The sequence below is a fragment of the Extibacter muris genome, from assembly GCF_004345005.1.
Lineage (GTDB): Bacteria > Bacillota > Clostridia > Lachnospirales > Lachnospiraceae > Extibacter > Extibacter muris.
On the sequence record NZ_SMMX01000009.1, the window covers coordinates 87067 to 106321 of the forward strand.

The window sequence follows — 19255 nt, forward strand, 5'->3', positions numbered from 1 at the left end:
GTAAAATAAAGGGAACGCAGTAGGAGAGAGATATGAAGAGTTATAAAAGATTATATAATAAGGGAACAGAGATATCGCAGGAAATAACGGATGATCATGTGGGGGCATATGCGGCGCAGTCTGCCTTCTTTTTTATGCTGTGCCTCATACCTATCATACTGCTTCTTATTACCTTGGTCCAATATACGCCGGTGACGAAAGCAGATGTGATGACTGCGGTAATACAGGTATTTCCCTCATCGGTGGATTCCCTGATCACATCCATCGTGAATCAGGTATACAACCAGTCTACCGGAATCATCCCTGTTACGGTAGTCGTGGCTTTATGGTCGGCAGGAAAAGGCGTTCTCGCCATGACGGGAGGCCTGAACTGTGTGTATAACTGTCGTGAGACGAGAAATTATATCTTCCTGCGCATCCGGGCGACCCTATATACGGTAATGTTCATCCTCGTCATCATCTTTCTGCTCGTACTGTCCGTATTCGGCAATACGCTCAACATCTTTATCGCGGAGCATGTACCGATACTGTCCCGGCTGGCCGACTGGCTCATCCGGATGCGTGTATACATTACGCCGGCCGTTCTGATGGTCTTCTCGCTTCTCATTTATAAGTTTCTGCCAAACCGGAAAGATTCGTTAAAGAAGCAGATACCTGGCGCCATCTTTGCTGCCATCGGATGGATGATCGTATCGTGGATTTTTTCCGTGTATGTAGATCTGTTCAAAGGGTTTTCGGATATGTACGGAAGCCTGACGACGATAGTGCTCATCATGCTCTGGATGTATTTCTGCATGTACAGCATCCTGCTCGGTGGTGAGATAAACATACTCATGTATGACAAGATACTGACCGGTTCATCCCGGAAGAAAGCAAAATCTTAAAGTTTTAGCCTTGACATACGTATTTGTTGTGATAGAATATATTAGTATAAATTGACAAAAGCTATGACCGCGTCAGTAGAGACCCATCTTCCAAAAGAGAGAGGAAACCACCGGGCTGAAAGTTTCCTTTGGTTCAGATGGCCATCGAATTTCCCGCGCGAGCTGCATCTTTGAAAGTTCGTATATTTCAGTAGGAGATGCCGTATGTGCACGTTACGCATTTGAGTGCCTGCCCGTACCGGCGGGAATCAGGGTGGTACCGCGAGCTATGACCTCGTCCCTTTTGGGGCGGGGATTTTTTTATTTCCATAGGGACCTGCGTCTCCTGTGGAGCAATAGCCCTCCGGGAATACGCAATCTATTTTTTTATTGGTAAAGGAGAGAAGAGATGAAAGAGAAATTACAAAGCATCAAAGATGAAGCGCTGAAAGCTATCGAGTCAGCTGATATGCCTGAAAAGCTGAATGAGGTGCGTGTAAGATTCCTTGGCAAGAAGGGAGAGCTTACCGCAGTGCTGAAAGGGATGAAAGATGTCGCGCCGGAGGAGAGGCCTAAGGTAGGCCAGCTTGTAAATGAGACAAGGGCCGCTATCGAGGAAGTGATGGAAGATACCCGCAGGAAGATGGAAAGGGCCATCCGGGAAGAGAAGATGAAGCAGGAAGTGATCGACGTCACGCTGCCGTCCAAAAAGAATATGGTCGGACACAGCCACCCGAATACGATTGCGCTGGAAGAGGTAGAGCAGATATTCGTAGGTATGGGCTATGAAGTAGTGGAAGGGCCCGAAGTGGAATATGACCTGTACAATTTTGAGAAGCTGAACATTCCGGCTGACCATCCGGCAAAGGATGAGCAGGATACGTTCTATATCAATAAGGACATCGTGCTTCGTACGCAGACGTCGCCGGTACAGGCACGTGTCATGGAGCAGGGGAAGCTTCCCATCCGTATGATAGCGCCGGGGCGTGTATTCCGTTCTGACGAGGTGGACGCGACCCATTCCCCTTCCTTCCATCAGGTTGAAGGGCTCGTCATCGATAAGAATATCTCTTTTGCGGACTTGAAAGGGACGCTTGAAGTATTTGCCAAGGAACTGTTCGGCCCGGAGACCAGGACGAAGTTCCGCCCGCATCATTTCCCGTTCACGGAGCCAAGCGCGGAAGTAGACGTGACCTGTTTCAAATGCGGCGGGAAGGGCTGCAGGTTCTGCAAAGGCTCTGGCTGGATAGAGATACTCGGCTGCGGCATGGTTCACCCCCACGTACTGGAGATGTGCGGCATCGACCCGGAGGAATACAGCGGCTTTGCATTCGGCATGGGTCTGGAGCGTATCGCACTCCTGAAATATGAGATAGATGACATGCGGCTGCTCTACGAAAATGACATAAGATTTTTGAAGCAGTTCTAAGGTTGAAAGGAGATAGAAATGAATACATCATTATCATGGATTAAAGCGTATGTGCCCGGTCTTGAGGCAGCAGCGCAGGAATATACGGACGCGATGACATTATCCGGAACAAAGGTAGAGGGATATGAAGAGCTGGATGCCGACCTGGATAAGATTATCGTCGGTCAGATCAGCCAGATTGAAAGGCATCCCGACGCGGATAAGCTCATCATCTGCCAGGTAGACATCGGAGACGGATCCGTACAGATCGTTACCGGTGCGGATAACGTGCACGAGGGAGACAAGATACCTGTCGTGCTTGCCGGAGGGCGCGTAGCAGGCGGCCATGAGCCCGGAACCCGTGTGGCAGGCGGAATCAAGATCAAGAAAGGGAAGCTGCGCGGCGTGGAAAGCGACGGCATGATGTGTTCCATCGAGGAAATGGGCTCCAACCGCGATATGTATCCGGATGCGCCGGAAGAAGGCATCTATATCTTCCGCGACGAAGTGGAAGTGGGAGCAGATGCCGTGGAAGTGCTCGGGCTGCATGACGTCGTATTTGAATATGAAGTGACTTCCAACAGAGTGGACTGCTACAGCGTCATAGGGATAGCCAGAGAGGCGGCAGCTACGTTCGGAAAGGCGTTCGTACCGCCTGTAGTCAGACAGACAGGAAACGAAGAAGATGCCGGGGACTATATCAAAGTTACGGTAAAGAATGCGGACCTTTGTCCGAGATACTGCGCAAGGGTAGTCAAAAACGTCAAGGTCGGACCTTCTCCGGAATGGATGCAGAGAAGGCTTGCGTCTGTAGGAATCCGTCCTATCAACAATCTCGTTGATATTACGAACTATGTCATGGAGGAGTACGGACAGCCGATGCACGCCTATGACCTGGATACGATCGAGGGGAAAGAGATTATCGTGCGCACGGCAGGAGCCGGTGAGACGTTCACAACCTTAGACGGTCAGGAACGCCAGCTGGATGAGTCTGTCCTCATGATATGCGACGGACAGAAATCTATCGGTATCGCCGGAATCATGGGTGGCGAGAATTCCATGATTACCGATGACGTTAAGACGATGCTGTTCGAGGCAGCCTGCTTTGACGGGACGAATATACGTAAGTCAAGCAAGAAGGTGGGACTTCGTACCGACGCGTCAGGCAAGTTTGAAAAGGGGCTCGACCCGAACAACGCGCAGGCGGCGATAGACCGGGCATGCCAGCTTGTGGAAGAGCTGGGAGCCGGTGAGGTGGTCGGCGGCATCGTAGATGTATATGGGAAGAAGAAAGAAGCGGTGAGGGTCCCGTTTGACGCGGACGCCATCAACAATCTTCTCGGAACAGCCATATCGAAGAAAGAGATGCTCGGATATCTGAACCGGGTAGGCCTGACATATGACGAAGCCTCAGATGAGATCGTCGCACCTACTTTCCGGCAGGATATCTTCTGTATGGCCGACCTTGCAGAAGAGGTGGCCAGATTCTACGGATATGACAATATACCGACGACGCTTCCGCGGGGAGAGGCGACGAACGGAAAGCTGTCCTTTAAGCTGCGTGTGGAAGAAGTGGCGAGGGATATCGCCGAATTCTGCGGCTTCAGCCAGGGGATGAACTATTCGTTTGAAAGCCCGAAGGTGTATGACAAGCTGATGATTCCGGCAGAATCTCCGCTCAGGAATGTGGTAGAGATCATGAATCCGCTTGGGGAAGATTACAGTATCATGCGTACGACTCCACTGAACGGCATGCTGTCTTCACTGGCTACTAACTATAACCGGAGAAATAAAAACGTAAGGCTGTATGAACTTGGCAATATCTATCTGCCGAAGTCCCTTCCGCTTACAGAGCTCCCTGAGGAACGTATGCAATTCACGCTTGGCATGTACGGGGACGGCGACTTTTTCAGCATGAAAGGCGTGGTGGAAGAGTTCTTCGAGAAGGCGGGGCTGCACGGTAAAGAAACGTATGACCCAGGTGCCGGGAAACCTTATCTTCATCCGGGGCGGCAGGCCAACATTATATACGATGGAGCTGTAGTCGGCTATCTCGGCGAGGTTCATCCTGATGTGGCGGATACGTATGGTATCGGAGAGAAAGCATATGTAGCGGTCATCGATATGCCTGAGATAGTAGAGCGTGCTACATTTGCCAGGAAGTATACGGGCATAGCCAGATACCCGGCTGTGACACGCGACATCAGCATGGTGATGCCGAAAGACATCCTGGTCGGGCAGGTGGAAGAGACGATTGAGAAGAAAGGCGGGGCATATCTCGAGAGCTATGCGCTTTTCGACCTCTATGAAGGCGCACAGATTAAATCTGGTTACAAGTCTGTGGCATATTCTATCGTATTCCGCGCAAAGGACCGGACGCTTAACGATGCAGAAGTGACGGAGGCGATGGACCGGATCTTAAAGGCGCTGGAAGGCATGGGAATCGAGCTGCGTAAATAATTTCAGGAGGACGGAAGATGAATAAAAAGCAGATAGGCGGCCTTATATTAGCCGTCGTCCTGTTTATTGCAACAGGAGTTATCAGTGTTTTGACCAATGTAACAGCACAGAACCGTCTTGCAGATGTGGCTGGGCAGATACTCACCGGAGGCTATGAGCTTGACGCCCCGGCCAAGGACTATATAGCGGTCGTGAAAGTGGAAGGCACCATCCAGCAGCAGGCTTCCCCGTCTCTGTTCGAGACTGCGGAAGGATACCAGCATATGACGACCATGGAATACATCGATTACCTGATGGGCGATTCCGACAATACAGGGATTCTCCTCTATGTGGATTCCCCGGGCGGAACCGTGTATGAGAGCGAGGAGCTGTATCAGAAGCTGAACGAGTACAAAGATGCAACAGGCCGGCCTATATGGGGATACATGGCACATTACGCCGCATCCGGCGGGTATTATGTATCCATGGCGGCAGATAATATCTATGCGAATCCGAATACGGTGACAGGCTCTATCGGCGTAATCATGGCGGGATATGACCTGACCGGGCTCTATGAAAAGCTTGGGATCCGGTACGTAAGCATAACGAGCGGTGCGAACAAGGATTCCAGCCAGCTGAGCGAAGAACAGATTGCAATCTACCAGACCCAGGTCGATGAATCGTATGGCAGGTTCGTAGACATCGTGGCCGACGGAAGAGGGATGTCAGCAGAGGAAGTGAAGAAACTTGCGGACGGTAGGACCTACACCGCAAAACAGGCGGAAGAAAACGGACTCATAGATAACATATCGCTTTATGAGGATATGAAGGCAGATATGGGGAAGGAACTCGGGACAGATGTATTCTATGAACTGAAGTCAAAGACCTCAGCGCTTACGTCCCTCTTATCCAGTGTGAAAGAGATCGTACCTAAGTCAGAGGCACAGGTGCTGACAGAGACTGCCGGCGAGAAGGAAAATGGGGGGCTGATGTATTATGCAGAACAGCTACGATAATGGCCCGGCAACCTGCGCCGGATTCTGGGTCAGGGCCGCAGCCTATGCGATCGACAGCGTTATCGTCTTTTTCGGCCTTCTCATCGTACGTCTCATAATGAGCGGGGTCATGTCCATGACAGAAGGAACGGCCTTTAGTGGGGGCATCCTCTTCCAGTATACGTTAAAAGATATCGCACTCTACCTTGTACAGGTGCTGTATTTTATCCTGTGTACTTATCTTACCGGAACGACCCTAGGGAAGAGGGCGATGAACCTGCGTGTGGTCTCAGAGGAGGGGGAAAAGCTGACACTCTTAAATGTCGTATACAGAGAGACGGTCGGCAGATTCCTGAGCGGCATCATTCTCTACATCGGTTATATCATAGCCGGTATCGACCCGCAGAAGCGGGCGCTGCATGATATTCTCTGTGACACGAGAGTCATCTATGCACGCAGGGTGAAGGTATATCCGGTATATCAGAGGCCGGTGTCGCCTGTGCCAGAAGAGCGGACGGTGCCAGAGCAGGAGGCTCCTCAGAAGACGGGATACCATATGGTAAGGCCGGGGCAGGAAAGTCCGGCTGTACATGAGGAAGACAGACAGTAGACAATATATTCTTATTAGAAGGGATTCATTATGAAACGTCAGGATTTTTATTATGAATTGCCGGAAGAATTAATAGCGCAGGATCCGCTAGAGGACCGCTCCAGCTCCAGACTCCTTGTATTAGGCAAGGAGTCTGGTTTGGTCTCTCACCGTGTATTTAAGGATATCACGGATTATCTCCATAGGGGGGACTGCCTTGTTATTAATGACACGAAAGTAATTCCGGCAAGGCTTATCGGTTCCAAGATAGGAACAGATGCAAAAATAGAAGTATTATTGCTGAAGCGGAAAGAAGATAATGTCTGGGAAACGCTCGTTAAGCCGGGAAAGAAAGCTAAGGTTGGAACGAGAATCCGTTTTGGGGACGGGATTCTGATTGGTGAAGTCATCGGCGTGGTGGAAGAAGGCAACCGCCTCATACAGTTTTCATACGAGGGTATCTTTGAAGAGATTCTGGACCGCCTCGGACAGATGCCGCTTCCCCCATACATTACCCATCAGCTCGAAGACAAGAACCGTTACCAGACGGTCTATGCAGCGCACAGCGGTTCGGCGGCAGCGCCGACAGCGGGCCTTCATTTCACGCCGGAACTATTGGAGGAGATTCGGCAGAAAGGTATCGATATAGCGAAGGTAACCCTGCATGTGGGCCTGGGAACCTTCCGGCCGGTTAAGGTGGACGATATCATGGAACACCACATGCATTCGGAGTTTTTCCAGATAGATGAAGCGGCTGCCATGAAGATCAACAAGGCGAAAGACACCGGGGGAAGAGTCGTCTGCGTCGGAACGACGAGCTGCCGGACAATCGAGTCTGCAGCCGGAGCCGACGGTCACATAAAAGCAGGCAGCGGCTGGACGGATATCTTCATCTATCCGGGCTACAGGTTCAAGTTTCTTGACTGTCTGATAACAAACTTCCATCTGCCGGAATCGACCCTGATTATGCTTGTGTCAGCGCTGGCGGGAAGGGAGAATGTCCTGGCGGCGTATGAGGAGGCAGTGAAGGAGAGATACCGGTTCTTCTCGTTTGGGGATGCGATGTTGATTGTGTAAGCGCTGAATTCATGCCACTTAAATTCAATAGTATGATACCGGTTAAAAAACGGCTGCCTCTTTCATCTGAAGAGGCAGCCATTTTTTAAGCGGATTTCTAATCTTAATGCATGTCAGTCCTATTATTCTGTATTTCAGTTACATTGTCCCCGGCTGGTTTTGTCCAGATTAGTAAGTCATGCATCCTCAACATCAATGTGCTGGACTTCGTACGGCCTCTGTTAAACAGCCGTATGGAAGCAACGCTAAAGAATGGGGAACGGTTGAATGTCTCCAGAAAATATCTTGTAAATATAAAAAGTAAATTACAGGAGGGAATGTAGAGATGAAAAAAGTTGTTCTGAATATCATGGCATCCACCGGCATTATCCTGTTTGTGCTTTCTGCTGTCGCGGTGATGCATTGCGGTTTTATAGTAACTCACAGGCTTGACTTTCGATATCCGATTTTGGAAATTATGGCAGACATCAGCTATACATTGGCCATTACCCTCCTTAAGGGAGCTGTTTTCAACTGGTATCGGAGCACCCCTGTCTGGGTATTGGTTATTATGGTTTTCATAATTTTATTTGTTCTTCTTCTTTTTGTCCTGGCTTGTCTTACGTCACTTTCCTTTTTCTTTGTAATGTTCTCTGTTGACGGAAATATGGCGGTACTGGATTCCCTGGCTTCGTTAAGTGCCAATCAACAGAAATATAAGGTGGCCTTACTCTCTAATACAAGATTGGCTTATATCTTTCTTTTTGCCATGACTATGCTGACCGACTTTGTTTTCATCATGTTTTTCTACCGCTTTTTCCATTCGGCCAAAAATTTTCTTTCGGATATCCTCGACCGGGCTAACGAAAAGACGTGTTCCGTCACTGGGCTTATAAGAGAGGTCACCCCTGCTAGTACGGCCACCGGCCTGTTAGGTGGTACGGCTGCCTTCTGCCTGACCGCCTTCCTCAGCTATTATTTTATACGGGGGAAAGAGCCGGAATCATTGCTTGCCGAAAAAGGCAGCCAGGCAGAATATGACAGCCGGATTATCTGCCGCTGAGCAGATTGTAAACATAATTCCGGTAAGGGATAAGTTTCCGCTTCGTATTGCGCTTCGGAAGCCTTTGGCAGTATTCCTTATCTTAGCCGCTGTCATGGCGTTCAATGTCTGTTTTATCCTGGGACGGTCCTTGAATATCAGCAGCCAGAAGATTATGTATTCACAGACAGAGGGGCATCACTATCAATACAATACAGGTTATGAGGAATACAAAGATGAGTCGCTTCCGGCGGATAGCGTGACAGTAGTATATACTGTCGGCGCCATTGCCGAGAACGCACAGCTGAAAACAGTCTACGTAGACGCGGCTGCATATTGCTTTTCCTTGCCTTGTATCTCAATGTTCAGGACAACCAAAGGGACATATCCATACTGGATCTTCTCGGGTACAGCCAGAGGGAAATCCGCAGGATGATGATTCAAATTTACCGCCCTATCGTGTGGACTGCATTTGTGATAACGCTGATTCCAGGCATTCTGACCGCCAGAACCATCCAAAAGGCATTGTCTGCTGCAATTCATGACTATATGCCTTTTGGAGTCAATTTTAAAGGACTTCTTTAATTGTTTGTTTTCCTGAATATTATCTACCAATTGGTAGAAAGCGTATTCTCATTCGGAATATTACAGAGCTGTAAAAAAGGCAATATCAGTGGAATCGCTACACGTTCCTGATTTATTGAAGCTTGCTTATATCCTCCACCGGAGCCATGCACACCCCGTTTCTGCATAAATAGTACATGGCTCCCTTATCGGGTATCGGATAATCTTTTACATAGGGAAGGGCTTTTTCAAGCCTTGCCTTGTTTTCCTTCGTTTTGAGGATTACGGACAGATCTATCGGATTGTTTTCCAGCAGGTAATGCCGTAACGCTTCCGGCAATCCACTGTCAGCCGATACACAGACTAACTCCCTGGCCGGATATAGGACCTTTATCAGAGCCAGAAGTCCAAAGCTGTGGCCTGCAGGGTATTCTTGTATGCTTCCGGCAAGATATCTGATCTGCCGTTCCCGTGCCTCCTGCCAGAGCACATCGCACGTATACTGGGCTAACTGGACCAGCAAGACTGCCGCGGCTGAATTGCCCGATGGAATTGCACCGTCGTAAGTCTCTTTCGGGCGGGCAATGAGCGCTTCAGCATCTGAAGCAGTGAGATAATATCCGCCGTTCTTTTTATCTTCAAAAAGTTCTGTCATCTGTCTTGCGAAGAACATGGCGTCCTCCAGATACTGCGGTTCATAGGTCGTGCGGTAAAGATCTATGAGCGCCAGACCAAAGACGGCGTAATCGTCCAGCTGCCCGGGAGTCGCCGCCTCGCCCTTTCGCCAGCGCAGATAAAGCCTGCCCCGGCTGTCGGTCATATATTGTTTGATAAATTGGCAGGCATGTATGGCGGCGTCCCGATAGCGGCTGTCCCCTGTTATCTGAGCCGCTTTTGCCAACGCGAGAATCATCCAGCCGTTCCAGGACAGTATAACTTTGTCATCCCTGTGCAGCGAGACACGTCCAAGGCGGTATCCATATAGCTTTTTCAGGCGTGCATCATCAGACGGCCAGGGATCATGGCCCGTCCCAATCCTGTTAGGGATACATCTGCCCTCAAAATTCCCCTCTGGAGTAATGTCATAAAGCCGGCAGAATTCCACGCCGTCTTTCCGGCCTAATACATCAAGAACCTCCTCTTGAGTGAAATAATAATATTTGCCTTCCACGCCGTCACTGTCCGCATCCTGTCCACAATAGAACTCGCCTCCAGGGCCGGTCAGTTCCCGCAATACATAATCCAGAGTCCTTTTCGCCGTGTCGGCATACATATCTTCTCCTGTCATGCGATAGGCCTGAAGATAAGACATAGCGAGCAGGGCGTTGTCATAGAGCATTTTTTCAAAGTGGGGGACCAGCCATTTCTGATCGGTAGAATAACGGGAAAAGCCGCCTCCGATCTGGTCATTCATCCCTCCGCAGGCCATTGCGGATAACGTGTGAAGAGCCATTTCAAGGGCCCGGCCATCGGATTCCATAGCACTGTAGTCAAGAAGGAATAGAAGATTATGGGGAGACGGGAATTTGGGAGCGCTTCCAAAACCGCCCCATTTACTGTCATATTGCTTCTTGAACAGATCGGCTGCCTGCTTCAATATCTTTTTGTCAGGGGCTTCCTCCGATTTGCTTCCGGGTACAGATAAGAATGCCGTAATCTGGCGCCCGGTCTCCAGCAATTTTTCCCGGTCCCGGCTCCAGAGCAGATGGACTTTCTGTAACAGTTCAAGAAGCCCCGTCTGTCCGTATCGTGGATGCTTTGGGATATAGGTTCCCAGAAAAAACGGCTTTTGGTCCGGTGCCAGAATCGCTGTGAGGGGCCAGCCCCCGGCCCCGGTCACAGCCTGGCAGGCAGCCATGTATACGGAATCAATATCAGGACGTTCTTCTCTGTCGACTTTGATGCAGACATAATGCCTGTTTAAGAGTTCCGCCACTTCTTCATCCTCAAATGATTCATGTGCCATCACATGGCACCAGTGGCAGGTAGAGTATCCGATACTTAGAAAGACCGGCAGATCTTCCTTTTCAGCCCGTTCAAACGCTTCGTTCCCCCAGGGATACCAGTTTACCGGGTTTTCTGCATGCTGTAATAGATAGGGAGATTTTTCATTTATCAGATGATTCATATTCTACCATCCTCCTTTTTATGCTTAATGTTCCCGGCGGCAGCATATCTCATTCGTACCGGCTGGCTACATCTTGCCGTATCGGTGCAGCGTGGCAGTCCGGCTTGTGGCTGCTTTTCATGTGCTGCTTCTTTGCCTGCGGGTAAGACTGACTACGCATCTAATAATGCGAAATCATGTTGAATCTGATCCAGAAACCGCTGGGACGCTTTTGTAAATCTCTGATATTTTTTCCATACCATATGCATGCTTGCGGTTTTCCGCGGTGACAGAGGCCGGAAGCAGAGGCTGCTGCCACTCCCGGTATCGACAAGGCCGTCCAGGGTCAGGGCACATGCAAAACCTTCTGCCACCATAAGAGAAGCATTATAGACAAGGTTGTAGGTGCCGACGATATTCAGCTGGTCGAAATCCTTTTTAAGCCAGCCGGAGAATTCATTGTTGGAGGCGGCCTGTCTGGAAGTCAGGAGGGGAAGATCCCATAAGTCCTCCGGGTGGATCTCGCTGCGCTCTGCGAGGGGATGGTTCTTTTGCATCAGCAGCCCCCATACGTCAACAGCAGGGATGCGGATATAATCGTAATTTTTGATATCTGAGGCCTCGATGAGCACGGCGAAATCAAAGAGCCCTTTTTCAAGCTTGTCATGGAGATCCTCGGCATTTCCACTGGAAAGATGGTACTTGATGCCTGGATACTGCTTCCGCAGCTTTGTAGCGGTTCTGGCAATGAGACGCATGGCATCAGTCTCTCCACAGCCGATGTAGATATCTCCCTGCAGATCCGCGGAGTCAGGGGCCGTTAATTCCTCCTCTGTCTTTTTGACAAGAGCAATGATTTCGGCAGCCCTTTTGCGGAGCAGCAGTCCATCTTCGGTCAACGTTATCTTCCGGCTGCCCCTGATCAGCAGCTGCTTTCCAATCTCTTCCTCCAGCTCCATGAGCGCTCTGGATAATGGGGGCTGAGTCATGTGAAGTGTCTGGGCGGCTTTGGAGATGCTCTCTTCCCTGGCGACTGTAAGAAAATAATCGAGTATGCGGATATCCATAGGTACGTACCTCCATATGCGTTGGTGAAATAATGGTATTATTATGGTAACAGCCACGGATATACCCGTCAAGTATGGAGAGTTATTTAATATAGGAATTTGATATATTGCATGGACTCACATACAATAAAAGTGGATGATGAAACTAGCCAGATTGTTGAAAAAGGACAGGAAAAGGAGCATAAAAGAAATGGAATTGCAGGAATTTCTAAATTATATGAACAGCGGCCAGACGGTAGTGGGAGGCTCCGAAGAGCATCTCTACATGACCCGCCTATCACAGGAGGCTCTGCGGCTGACGGCTGAATTGAACGGGAGCTATCACACGCCGGAAGAGATCAGGGAAATCTTTGCAGAGCTTACCGGAAAGGAAGTGGATGAATCCTTTCACATATTTCCCCCATTTTATACAGACTGTGGAAAGAACCTGAGCATAGGGAAACATGTATTCTTCAACGGAGGATGCAAAGTGCAGGACCAGGGAGGCATCACGATTGGTGACGGGTGCCTGATTGGACACAATGTAGTCCTGGCAACGCTGAACCACAGCATGGATCCCGCCCACCGCGCAGATCTGATACCGGAACCTGTACATATCGGCAGGCGTGTATGGATCGGGGCGAATGCCACGGTTCTGCCGGGCGTAACGATTGGTGACGGTGCGATTGTAGCGGCCGGTGCGGTGGTAGCCGGTGACGTGCCAGAGAACACGGTCGTAGGCGGCGTGCCCGCCAAGGTCATTAAGAAGATAGAGGCGTAGGAGGTTTGGCGATGAAAAAGCTGACATGTATCTTTCTGGCAGTGCTGATTTCTTTTTCGCTGTCAGGATGCGGCAGCCCCCCACAGGAGACGGAAGGCGGCACCGTAGGCCGTAATGATCCAGCGGCGGATGCTGCCGATTCGGCAGAAAACACGGATAATGTAAGGCAGATAAGCGTACGGGGCAGTGACGGCCAGAGGATTGTGTTCCAGTTGAACGGCAGTTCTGCGGCCGAAGGTTTCTATAATCAGCTTCCCTTGATCGTGCAGGTGGAGAACTACAGTGACAATGAGAAGATATTCTACCTGCCGTATGAACTCGACACCAGCGGCACGCCGCTGGCGGACGCATTTGTCCGGGGCGCCGTGGAGGCGGGAGCCGGTGCACAGAAGATAAGTCAGATGGTGGCGGAACGTAGATTGACAGGTTCAATCAAGTAAAAAGGAGAGATTAAGATATGTTAGGAAATATAGTATATTCAAACCCGACGAAACTTTATTTTGGAGAAGGCTCTCTGGAGCATCTCAGAGAAGAGCTGCAGAAATATGGAAAGAATGTTCAGCTCGTATACGGCGGCGGTTCTATCAAGAAAAACGGAATCTATGACCAGGTGGCTGCAATTTTAGATGAGGAAGGTAAAAATATCCTGGAGGACGGGGGCGTTATGCCGAACCCGACCGTGGAGAAGCTGTACGAGGGATGCCGGATTGCGAGAGAAGGAAAGGCTGACCTCATACTGGCGGTAGGCGGAGGTTCCTGCTGTGATTATGCCAAGGCGGTATCCATATCTGCAAACTGCAAAGAAGATCCGTGGGAAAAGTATTTTCTGAACTTTGAAGATGTGGATGCGGATACGGAGATTATTCCTGTCGGCTGCGTGCTTACGATGGTTGGCACCGGCTCGGAGATGAACGGAGGCTCTGTAATCACGAACCACGAGAGTAAGCTGAAGATCGGCCATGTGTTCGGGGAAAGGGTATACCCGAAATTTTCCGTACTGGACCCTGTATATACGTATTCTCTGCCAAAGTACCAGATGGTGGCGGGTTTTTATGACATTATGAACCACATCTGCGAGCAGTATTTCTCAGGCGAGGACGACAATACGTCAGACTATATTATGGAAGGGCTTATGAAGTCTCTCGTACACAGTTCTCGCATTGCCATCGAGAATCCAAAAGACTATGAGGCCAGAAGCAATATCATGTGGACGGCCACATGGGCGCTGAATACGCTTGTGGCCATGGGCAAATCTACAGACTGGATGGTACACATGCTGGGCCAGGCGGTAGGCGCCCATACGGATGCCACCCACGGGATGACGCTCTCAGCGGTATCACTGCCATATTACCGGCATATTATGCCATACGGTCTAGCAAAGTTCATACGGTTCGCACAGAACGTCTGGAATGTGAGCCCGGAAGGAAAGACCAAGAAAGAGGTGGCTGAGGAAGGCCTGGGAGCCTTGGAAGCTTGGATGAAGGAAATAGGGGTCGTCATGAACACCAGGGAGCTTGGCGTAACGGAAGAGATGCTGGATGGCCTCGTACAGAGCACTTTTATTATGGAAGGCGGTTATAAAGTGCTGGCAAAGGACGAAATCAGAGATATCCTGAAAGAGAGCATGGAGTGATCGCTTTGGCAATCAAGTAAAAAGTAAAGCGGTAACTACCTGCCAGAATTCAGCATAAACTTATATTAGATATTTGCAAACAGATTATTGACGACGGAAAAGCTTATCAAAAAGAACAAGGATTCACTCAGTGGACAGAAAGTTATCCTAATATAGATACTATTAGAGATGACATAAAAAACAAAAAGGGTTATGTTATCAAATTATAAAATGAAATTGCAGGTTATATATGTATAGACTTTTCAAAAGAATCAGCTTATGCCGATATACAAGGCGAATGGCACACCAAAGAACCTTATGCGGTTATTCATCGCATGGCATTCGGTAAAGAATTTAGAGACTTTCTAAATAATCAAATGCAGCACATTTTAGAGAAAAATGGTTTAGAAAAATGTGGAACAATTATCTTTCAAGGGAGCCCAAAATTAGCATATGATAAAATTCTGTCGTAATTAAATATAGGTTATACAATCAGAATAATATAAGTTGTGGAATATGAAGATAAAATTAAGAAGTAATGTTTCAGCAGACCATTGTAATTAAAATAATGATGGAGTATAATAATCTCCCACAGGGAATCTGCATCAGATTATCATACAGAAGGGATTGAAACGAACATGAGAACAGAACGTTTCAAGATGGAAAGAGAAGGCCTCGTCGAAGAGGGGCAGGAAGTCGAGGTGAGCGAAAGAAGCGCTGTCACCGGACAGTATACATACCTCGTGGAGCCATCCATCGCCATGTCAGGCATCTACAGGACATCCGAGAGGATCAAGTCGCGCCGGGGGATTATTAAGAAAATAGAAAAGACAGAAAAAGGGTTCTATCTTCTGGTAGAGATGGAGGAGTAATTCCGGGCAAATTTTCATTGACAAAATAGCACGGCATATGATATAAATATCTAGTGAACAATATCACTTAGGGGATTGGTCAAGTGGTATGATAGGGGTCTCCAAAACCTTTGGCGGGGGTTCGATTCCCTCATCCCCTGTAACGAAAAGGCCCGGTAAGCTGCAGTAGCATACCGGGACTTTTTTGTATTAACATATAGAATTCATCAATAAATCCAGACATACGTGTAATTAACCAATAAGACAGACAGGCTTGGATACGATAAGATAAGCATGTAGCACAGATGATAAATATTACGCGACAGGAGGAATGAAAGTATGAATTTGAAGAATGAAGTGAGCGTAGCTAAAATCACGAAAGACGCGGAAGGCCTGTTCCGGAGAGGATTCTTCTGCTCCGAAGAAGCATAGAAAGATGCCGGAACCGGTGCAGCCGTTATTCTGTATCTATACGGCCCCGGCAAGCCTGTGCCTGGCGGGATACATACAGTCGGTGCAGCCGAAATCCATCGCTATGGTAGGGTTCCTGGCGGTGCTTTCTACTTTGATATATGTGGTGGTGCTGATAAGGCTTCCCCGTTTCCTGAAGATGAAGTTTTACCCGAGCTATTCGGCATTCACCTTCCCGTTCGTCATTACGGCAATCGGCATGAAGATGACGATGGCATGTCTCGCGAACATGGGATCGCCGATGCCGTTTCTGCAGTACGTGGTGCTCATAGAGACCGTTATCGCGGCAGTATTGACCATCTATGCACTCATACGCTATATCATGTCGGTCTGCGGACAGCCCGGTGAGCAGAAGACAGCGGGAATAAAGACGGCTACATAGATAAATCCTGCACTCAGATGCCGATATGGCCTCTCTGTGCAGGATTTTCAACGTCTCTCTTATACCGCCAGCTCCCCGCAATATTTTCTGTAATCTTCTGCAAAATGCTGCATCTGGCCATCGAGGACTTTAAAAGCGTCCGGGGACAGCCCATCCACAAGGTCAATCATATCAGCTTTAATGAGCGCCGGGTTGTAGGGAACGTCCAGAGCAAAGTCGCTGTATGCGCGGAGCTTGTGGAAATACATTCCCGCTTCGGCATCTTCATGTTCCAGCCGGCACATCTCATACATGGCCACACAGTCGGTCACCTCTGTATCCGTACATTCTTTGCAGATCCATTTTCCGAGATAATAGTATGTTCCGCCTATGCGGTATACGAATCCCGGATACTTTAACAATCGTTCCAACATGATACTCATACCTCCTCATCTGTTATTACAATAGCAGAGATATGTCTGCTTTGCAAGGACACGTGCAGCAGCCACGTAAGGGATCAGTCTGCCTTTGGGAGCTTATCGAGAGACTGGAACGTATAGCCCATCTCTTCCCATTTTGTGAGCAGCTCGTCGAGGATTTCCGCGTTCGTGGAGGAGGTGCTGTGGAGGAGGACGATAGCTCCGGGATGTATCCGGTTCAGCAGCTTGTCGAAGGCTTCCTCTTTGGTGGGCTGGTCATCCTGGTACCAGTCCACGTAAGCGAGGCTCCAGAAAAAGGTCTTATAACCCATATCCTTCGCCATCTGAAGATTGCCTTCGCTGTATTTCCCTTGAGGTGGACGGTAATACTTCGTCATCTCTTCCCCTGTTATGTCCTTATAGAGGGTTTCTACTTTCCCAAGTTCTTCGGAAAATGCTTCTTTTGTGGAAATCTTAGACATGTCAGGGTGGGTGTATGTATGGTTGCCGACGATGTGTCCTTCGTCATTCATCCGTCTGATCAGATCGGGATTTTCGGATAAGAAGTTGCCGACGACGAAAAAGGCAGCCGGTACTTTATGCTTTTTCAACGCGTCCAGGATCGGCGCCGTGTTCCCGTTTTCATATCCACAGTCAAAAGTCAGGTAGATTACTTTGTCCTCCGTGCCGCTTTTGTAAAAAGCATCAAATTGCTTCAGTTCATCGGCCGTAGCGTTGGCAGCAGGCGGCTGTCCGTCCTCCTGGAAGCTCAGGCCCCAGTTCCCGTCTGCCGCGGTCTGCACAGCTTCCCCGGTAAAGTGCTCCACAGCCTTCGCCCCCATGGTGCCGACGAAAAAGGCGGCGGCAAAGAGAAGGAGTATCTTACCCCATTTCTTGTATGATGAGAGATGTTTCATAATGGCTCCGTATCGTTCGATGATTTGTGTAATTATATTTCTGAATGAGAAACATTATGCCGGTTTCCGCATATCATATTGGAGCAGGTTCAATAATTTACAGGAGTGGAGGTTCAAGATATTGGAAGAATTCAATAGGGAGATGCCGGTGGCACACGCAAAGCTTAAGGGTGCGCCGGGATACGGTGATATCAAGGGGAACGTCTATTTTTACAGTGCATATGGAGGCACGGTAGTCGTGGCGGAAGTATACGGGATAACGGACAAGACAGAGCAGGAAGCCGGGGGCTTTCTGGGGTTTCATATCCATGAAGGCAGCTCCTGCACAGGAAACGCGCAAGATCCGTTTGCAGATGCAGAAGCACATTATAATCCGGGGAACCAGGAGCATCCCAGACATGCAGGAGATCTGCCGAGCCTGCTTGTAAAGGGAGGGATTGCCTGGATGGCCGTATATACCGGCCGGTTTTATCCGGAAGAGGTGATCGGCAGGACGGTAATCGTACACGGCATGCCGGACGATTACAGGACACAGCCCTCCGGCGGATCCGGGGCGAAGATTGCGTGTGGAGAGATCGTTGTCTGGGAAGGATAGACGCGGAGGCACACTTGACTTTCGCACGGTTTTTACTTACAATACAGCCATGAAAGAAGAAAAAGATCTTACGATAATCAGTTTTACAGATACCGCCAGCCGGCTTGCCGCCGCATTTTGCAGGCCGTCTGCAGCAGGGCAGGCTGCCGGCAGAGGCTATGCTCCGGAAAAGTTTGCTGCCCGTTACGGCCTGCGTCCTCTGCCCGAGGATATAAGTGCATGGATAGGAACCCTCTGGGGGAAAGATGCGTTCTTGTTCGTAGGCGCGGCCGGAATCGCGGTGCGCCTCATCGCACCATGGGTGCACGATAAGTATACGGATTCTCCGGTCATCGTGATGGACGAGAAAGGACAGTACATAATCCCCCTTCTTTCCGGCCATGCGGGAGGGGCGGTAGCACTTGCCCTCAGGCTTGCCGGGGTTACGGGGGGAGTCCCTGTCATCACGACGGCCACAGATGTGCAGGAGAAGTTTGCCGTAGATATGTTTGCGCTTAAGAACGAGCTCGAGATTGAGAGCAGGGAACTTGCAAAGCACATATCCGCGGCAGTGCTGGAGCAGAAGAAAATCGGCCTGTACAGCGAGTATCCCATTGACGGCCCCTGGCCGGAGGAATTGGAGCCGTGTGCTTCGATGGAAGAACTGCAGAGGTATCCTTATGGAATCGCCGTCACAGAAGAAGGGGTGTCTGACGGCCATGGGGCCGAACAGACCGTTCTGGGGCTGAAGCACAAGTCCTGCATCGTGGCGGGCATAGGCTGCCGCAAGGGTACGGAGATGGGACAGCTGGCTGCCGGCCTTGGCGAGGTGCTGCAGGCACATGGAATGGAACCGGGCCGGATAACAGCATTTGCCAGCATAGAGCTCAAGAAAGACGAACCGGGGCTGCTGGCGCTGGCAGAGGAATACGAAGTGCCGTTCCATACATTTACAGCACAGGAGCTGAGCACGGTAGCAGCGGTCAGCTCACACTCCGAATTTGTAGAACGGGTGACCGGGGTGGATAATGTATGTGAGCGGGCAGCGCTCCGGTTCTGTCCGGACGGGGAGCTGATTCAGCCGAAGATATGTGCGCAAGGGGCTACGTTTGCACTTGTCAGGGACAGGTGCAGGCTGTGCTTTTAGCGATGTTACCGGG

The 19255-nt window shown here is 49.7% G+C and carries 21 protein-coding genes, 1 tRNA gene and 1 other annotated feature; of the genes, 18 read left to right on the forward strand and 4 right to left on the reverse strand.

Annotated features, from left to right (window positions below; genetic code table 11):
- Nucleotides 1-32: 32 nt before the first annotated feature.
- The 10 genes from E1963_RS11920 (at nt 33) to E1963_RS19755 (ending at nt 8977) form a co-directional block, all read left to right on the forward strand.
- Nucleotides 33-884 (forward strand): YihY/virulence factor BrkB family protein, encoded by an 852-nt coding sequence (locus tag E1963_RS11920; RefSeq protein ID WP_132278238.1) that lies wholly within the window; start codon nt 33-35, stop codon nt 882-884.
- 54 nt (nt 885-938) lie between these two features.
- Nucleotides 939-1169: a binding site (T-box leader), on the forward strand.
- A gap of 103 nt (nt 1170-1272) precedes the next feature.
- The gene (pheS, locus tag E1963_RS11925) at nt 1273-2292 is read left to right on the forward strand and encodes a phenylalanine--tRNA ligase subunit alpha (RefSeq protein ID WP_132278240.1); all 1020 of its coding nucleotides are present in this window, start codon (nt 1273-1275) and stop codon (nt 2290-2292) included.
- Between the two features lie 18 nt (nt 2293-2310).
- Nucleotides 2311-4731: a phenylalanine--tRNA ligase subunit beta gene (pheT, locus tag E1963_RS11930; protein WP_132278242.1), complete on the forward strand. Its 2421-nt coding sequence runs from the start codon at nt 2311-2313 to the stop codon at nt 4729-4731.
- 17 nt (nt 4732-4748) lie between these two features.
- On the forward strand, nt 4749-5726 hold the full coding sequence (gene sppA / locus E1963_RS11935; protein WP_132278244.1) for a signal peptide peptidase SppA: 978 nt from the start codon (nt 4749-4751) through the stop codon (nt 5724-5726).
- On the forward strand, nt 5707-6315 hold the full coding sequence (locus tag E1963_RS11940) for an RDD family protein (RefSeq protein WP_132278246.1): 609 nt from the start codon (nt 5707-5709) through the stop codon (nt 6313-6315). The genes sppA and E1963_RS11940 overlap by 20 nt, the downstream gene beginning before the upstream one ends.
- 30 nt (nt 6316-6345) lie before the next feature.
- The gene (gene queA / locus E1963_RS11945) at nt 6346-7371 is read left to right on the forward strand and encodes a tRNA preQ1(34) S-adenosylmethionine ribosyltransferase-isomerase QueA (protein WP_132278248.1); all 1026 of its coding nucleotides are present in this window, start codon (nt 6346-6348) and stop codon (nt 7369-7371) included.
- A 110-nt stretch (nt 7372-7481) separates the two neighbouring features.
- A complete protein-coding gene (locus E1963_RS22730; protein WP_132278250.1) occupies nt 7482-7694 on the forward strand; it encodes a LytTR family DNA-binding domain-containing protein in 213 nt (70 codons plus the stop codon).
- A 2-nt stretch (nt 7695-7696) separates the two neighbouring features.
- Nucleotides 7697-8413, forward strand: coding sequence for a hypothetical protein (locus E1963_RS11955; RefSeq protein ID WP_132278252.1), 717 nt, complete (start codon nt 7697-7699; stop codon nt 8411-8413).
- Nucleotides 8388-8828 (forward strand): hypothetical protein, encoded by a 441-nt coding sequence (locus tag E1963_RS19750; RefSeq protein ID WP_167482186.1) that lies wholly within the window; start codon nt 8388-8390, stop codon nt 8826-8828. Before E1963_RS11955 ends, E1963_RS19750 begins: the two co-directional genes overlap by 26 nt.
- Entirely contained in the window at nt 8744-8977 is a 234-nt protein-coding gene (locus tag E1963_RS19755) for an FtsX-like permease family protein (RefSeq protein WP_315974350.1), read from the forward strand. Before E1963_RS19750 ends, E1963_RS19755 begins: the two co-directional genes overlap by 85 nt.
- Before the next feature lie 112 nt (nt 8978-9089).
- Here E1963_RS19755 and E1963_RS11965 read toward each other — a convergent pair whose 3' ends face one another.
- Complete coding sequence (locus E1963_RS11965; RefSeq protein WP_132278256.1) at nt 9090-11084, reverse strand: thioredoxin domain-containing protein; 1995 nt, start codon at nt 11082-11084, stop codon at nt 9090-9092.
- 152 nt (nt 11085-11236) lie between these two features.
- A complete protein-coding gene (locus tag E1963_RS11970; RefSeq protein ID WP_132278258.1) occupies nt 11237-12130 on the reverse strand; it encodes a LysR family transcriptional regulator in 894 nt (297 codons plus the stop codon).
- A gap of 190 nt (nt 12131-12320) precedes the next feature.
- Between E1963_RS11970 and E1963_RS11975 the strand changes: the two genes are divergently transcribed.
- The 6 genes from E1963_RS11975 (at nt 12321) to E1963_RS12005 (ending at nt 16206) form a co-directional block, all read left to right on the forward strand.
- Nucleotides 12321-12890, forward strand: coding sequence for a DapH/DapD/GlmU-related protein (locus E1963_RS11975; RefSeq protein ID WP_132278260.1), 570 nt, complete (start codon nt 12321-12323; stop codon nt 12888-12890).
- An 11-nt stretch (nt 12891-12901) separates the two neighbouring features.
- Nucleotides 12902-13330 carry a cyclophilin-like fold protein gene (locus tag E1963_RS11980; RefSeq protein WP_132278262.1) on the forward strand — a complete coding sequence of 143 codons (429 nt, stop codon included), beginning with the start codon at nt 12902-12904 and terminating at the stop codon, nt 13328-13330.
- 17 nt (nt 13331-13347) lie between these two features.
- On the forward strand, nt 13348-14523 hold the full coding sequence (locus E1963_RS11985) for an iron-containing alcohol dehydrogenase (protein ID WP_132278264.1): 1176 nt from the start codon (nt 13348-13350) through the stop codon (nt 14521-14523).
- Nucleotides 14524-15140: 617 nt separating this feature from the next.
- Nucleotides 15141-15374 (forward strand): hypothetical protein, encoded by a 234-nt coding sequence (locus E1963_RS11995; protein WP_049727270.1) that lies wholly within the window; start codon nt 15141-15143, stop codon nt 15372-15374.
- Between the two features lie 69 nt (nt 15375-15443).
- Nucleotides 15444-15514 (forward strand) — tRNA-Trp (locus tag E1963_RS12000).
- Between the two features lie 275 nt (nt 15515-15789).
- Nucleotides 15790-16206 (forward strand): TDT family transporter, encoded by a 417-nt coding sequence (locus E1963_RS12005; protein WP_243117706.1) that lies wholly within the window; start codon nt 15790-15792, stop codon nt 16204-16206.
- A gap of 59 nt (nt 16207-16265) precedes the next feature.
- On the opposite strand, the gene E1963_RS12010 is transcribed toward E1963_RS12005, so the two are convergent.
- Both E1963_RS12010 and pdaA read right to left on the reverse strand, forming a co-directional pair.
- On the reverse strand, nt 16266-16619 hold the full coding sequence (locus E1963_RS12010; protein WP_132278266.1) for a hypothetical protein: 354 nt from the start codon (nt 16617-16619) through the stop codon (nt 16266-16268).
- An 83-nt stretch (nt 16620-16702) separates the two neighbouring features.
- Nucleotides 16703-17521: a delta-lactam-biosynthetic de-N-acetylase gene (pdaA, locus tag E1963_RS12015; protein ID WP_132278268.1), complete on the reverse strand. Its 819-nt coding sequence runs from the start codon at nt 17519-17521 to the stop codon at nt 16703-16705.
- Nucleotides 17522-17663: 142 nt separating this feature from the next.
- Between pdaA and E1963_RS12020 the strand changes: the two genes are divergently transcribed.
- Nucleotides 17664-18116 carry a superoxide dismutase family protein gene (locus E1963_RS12020; protein WP_132278391.1) on the forward strand — a complete coding sequence of 151 codons (453 nt, stop codon included), beginning with the start codon at nt 17664-17666 and terminating at the stop codon, nt 18114-18116.
- A gap of 49 nt (nt 18117-18165) precedes the next feature.
- Nucleotides 18166-19242 carry a cobalt-precorrin 5A hydrolase gene (locus tag E1963_RS12025; RefSeq protein ID WP_145964182.1) on the forward strand — a complete coding sequence of 359 codons (1077 nt, stop codon included), beginning with the start codon at nt 18166-18168 and terminating at the stop codon, nt 19240-19242.
- Nucleotides 19243-19255: the final 13 nt, after the last annotated feature.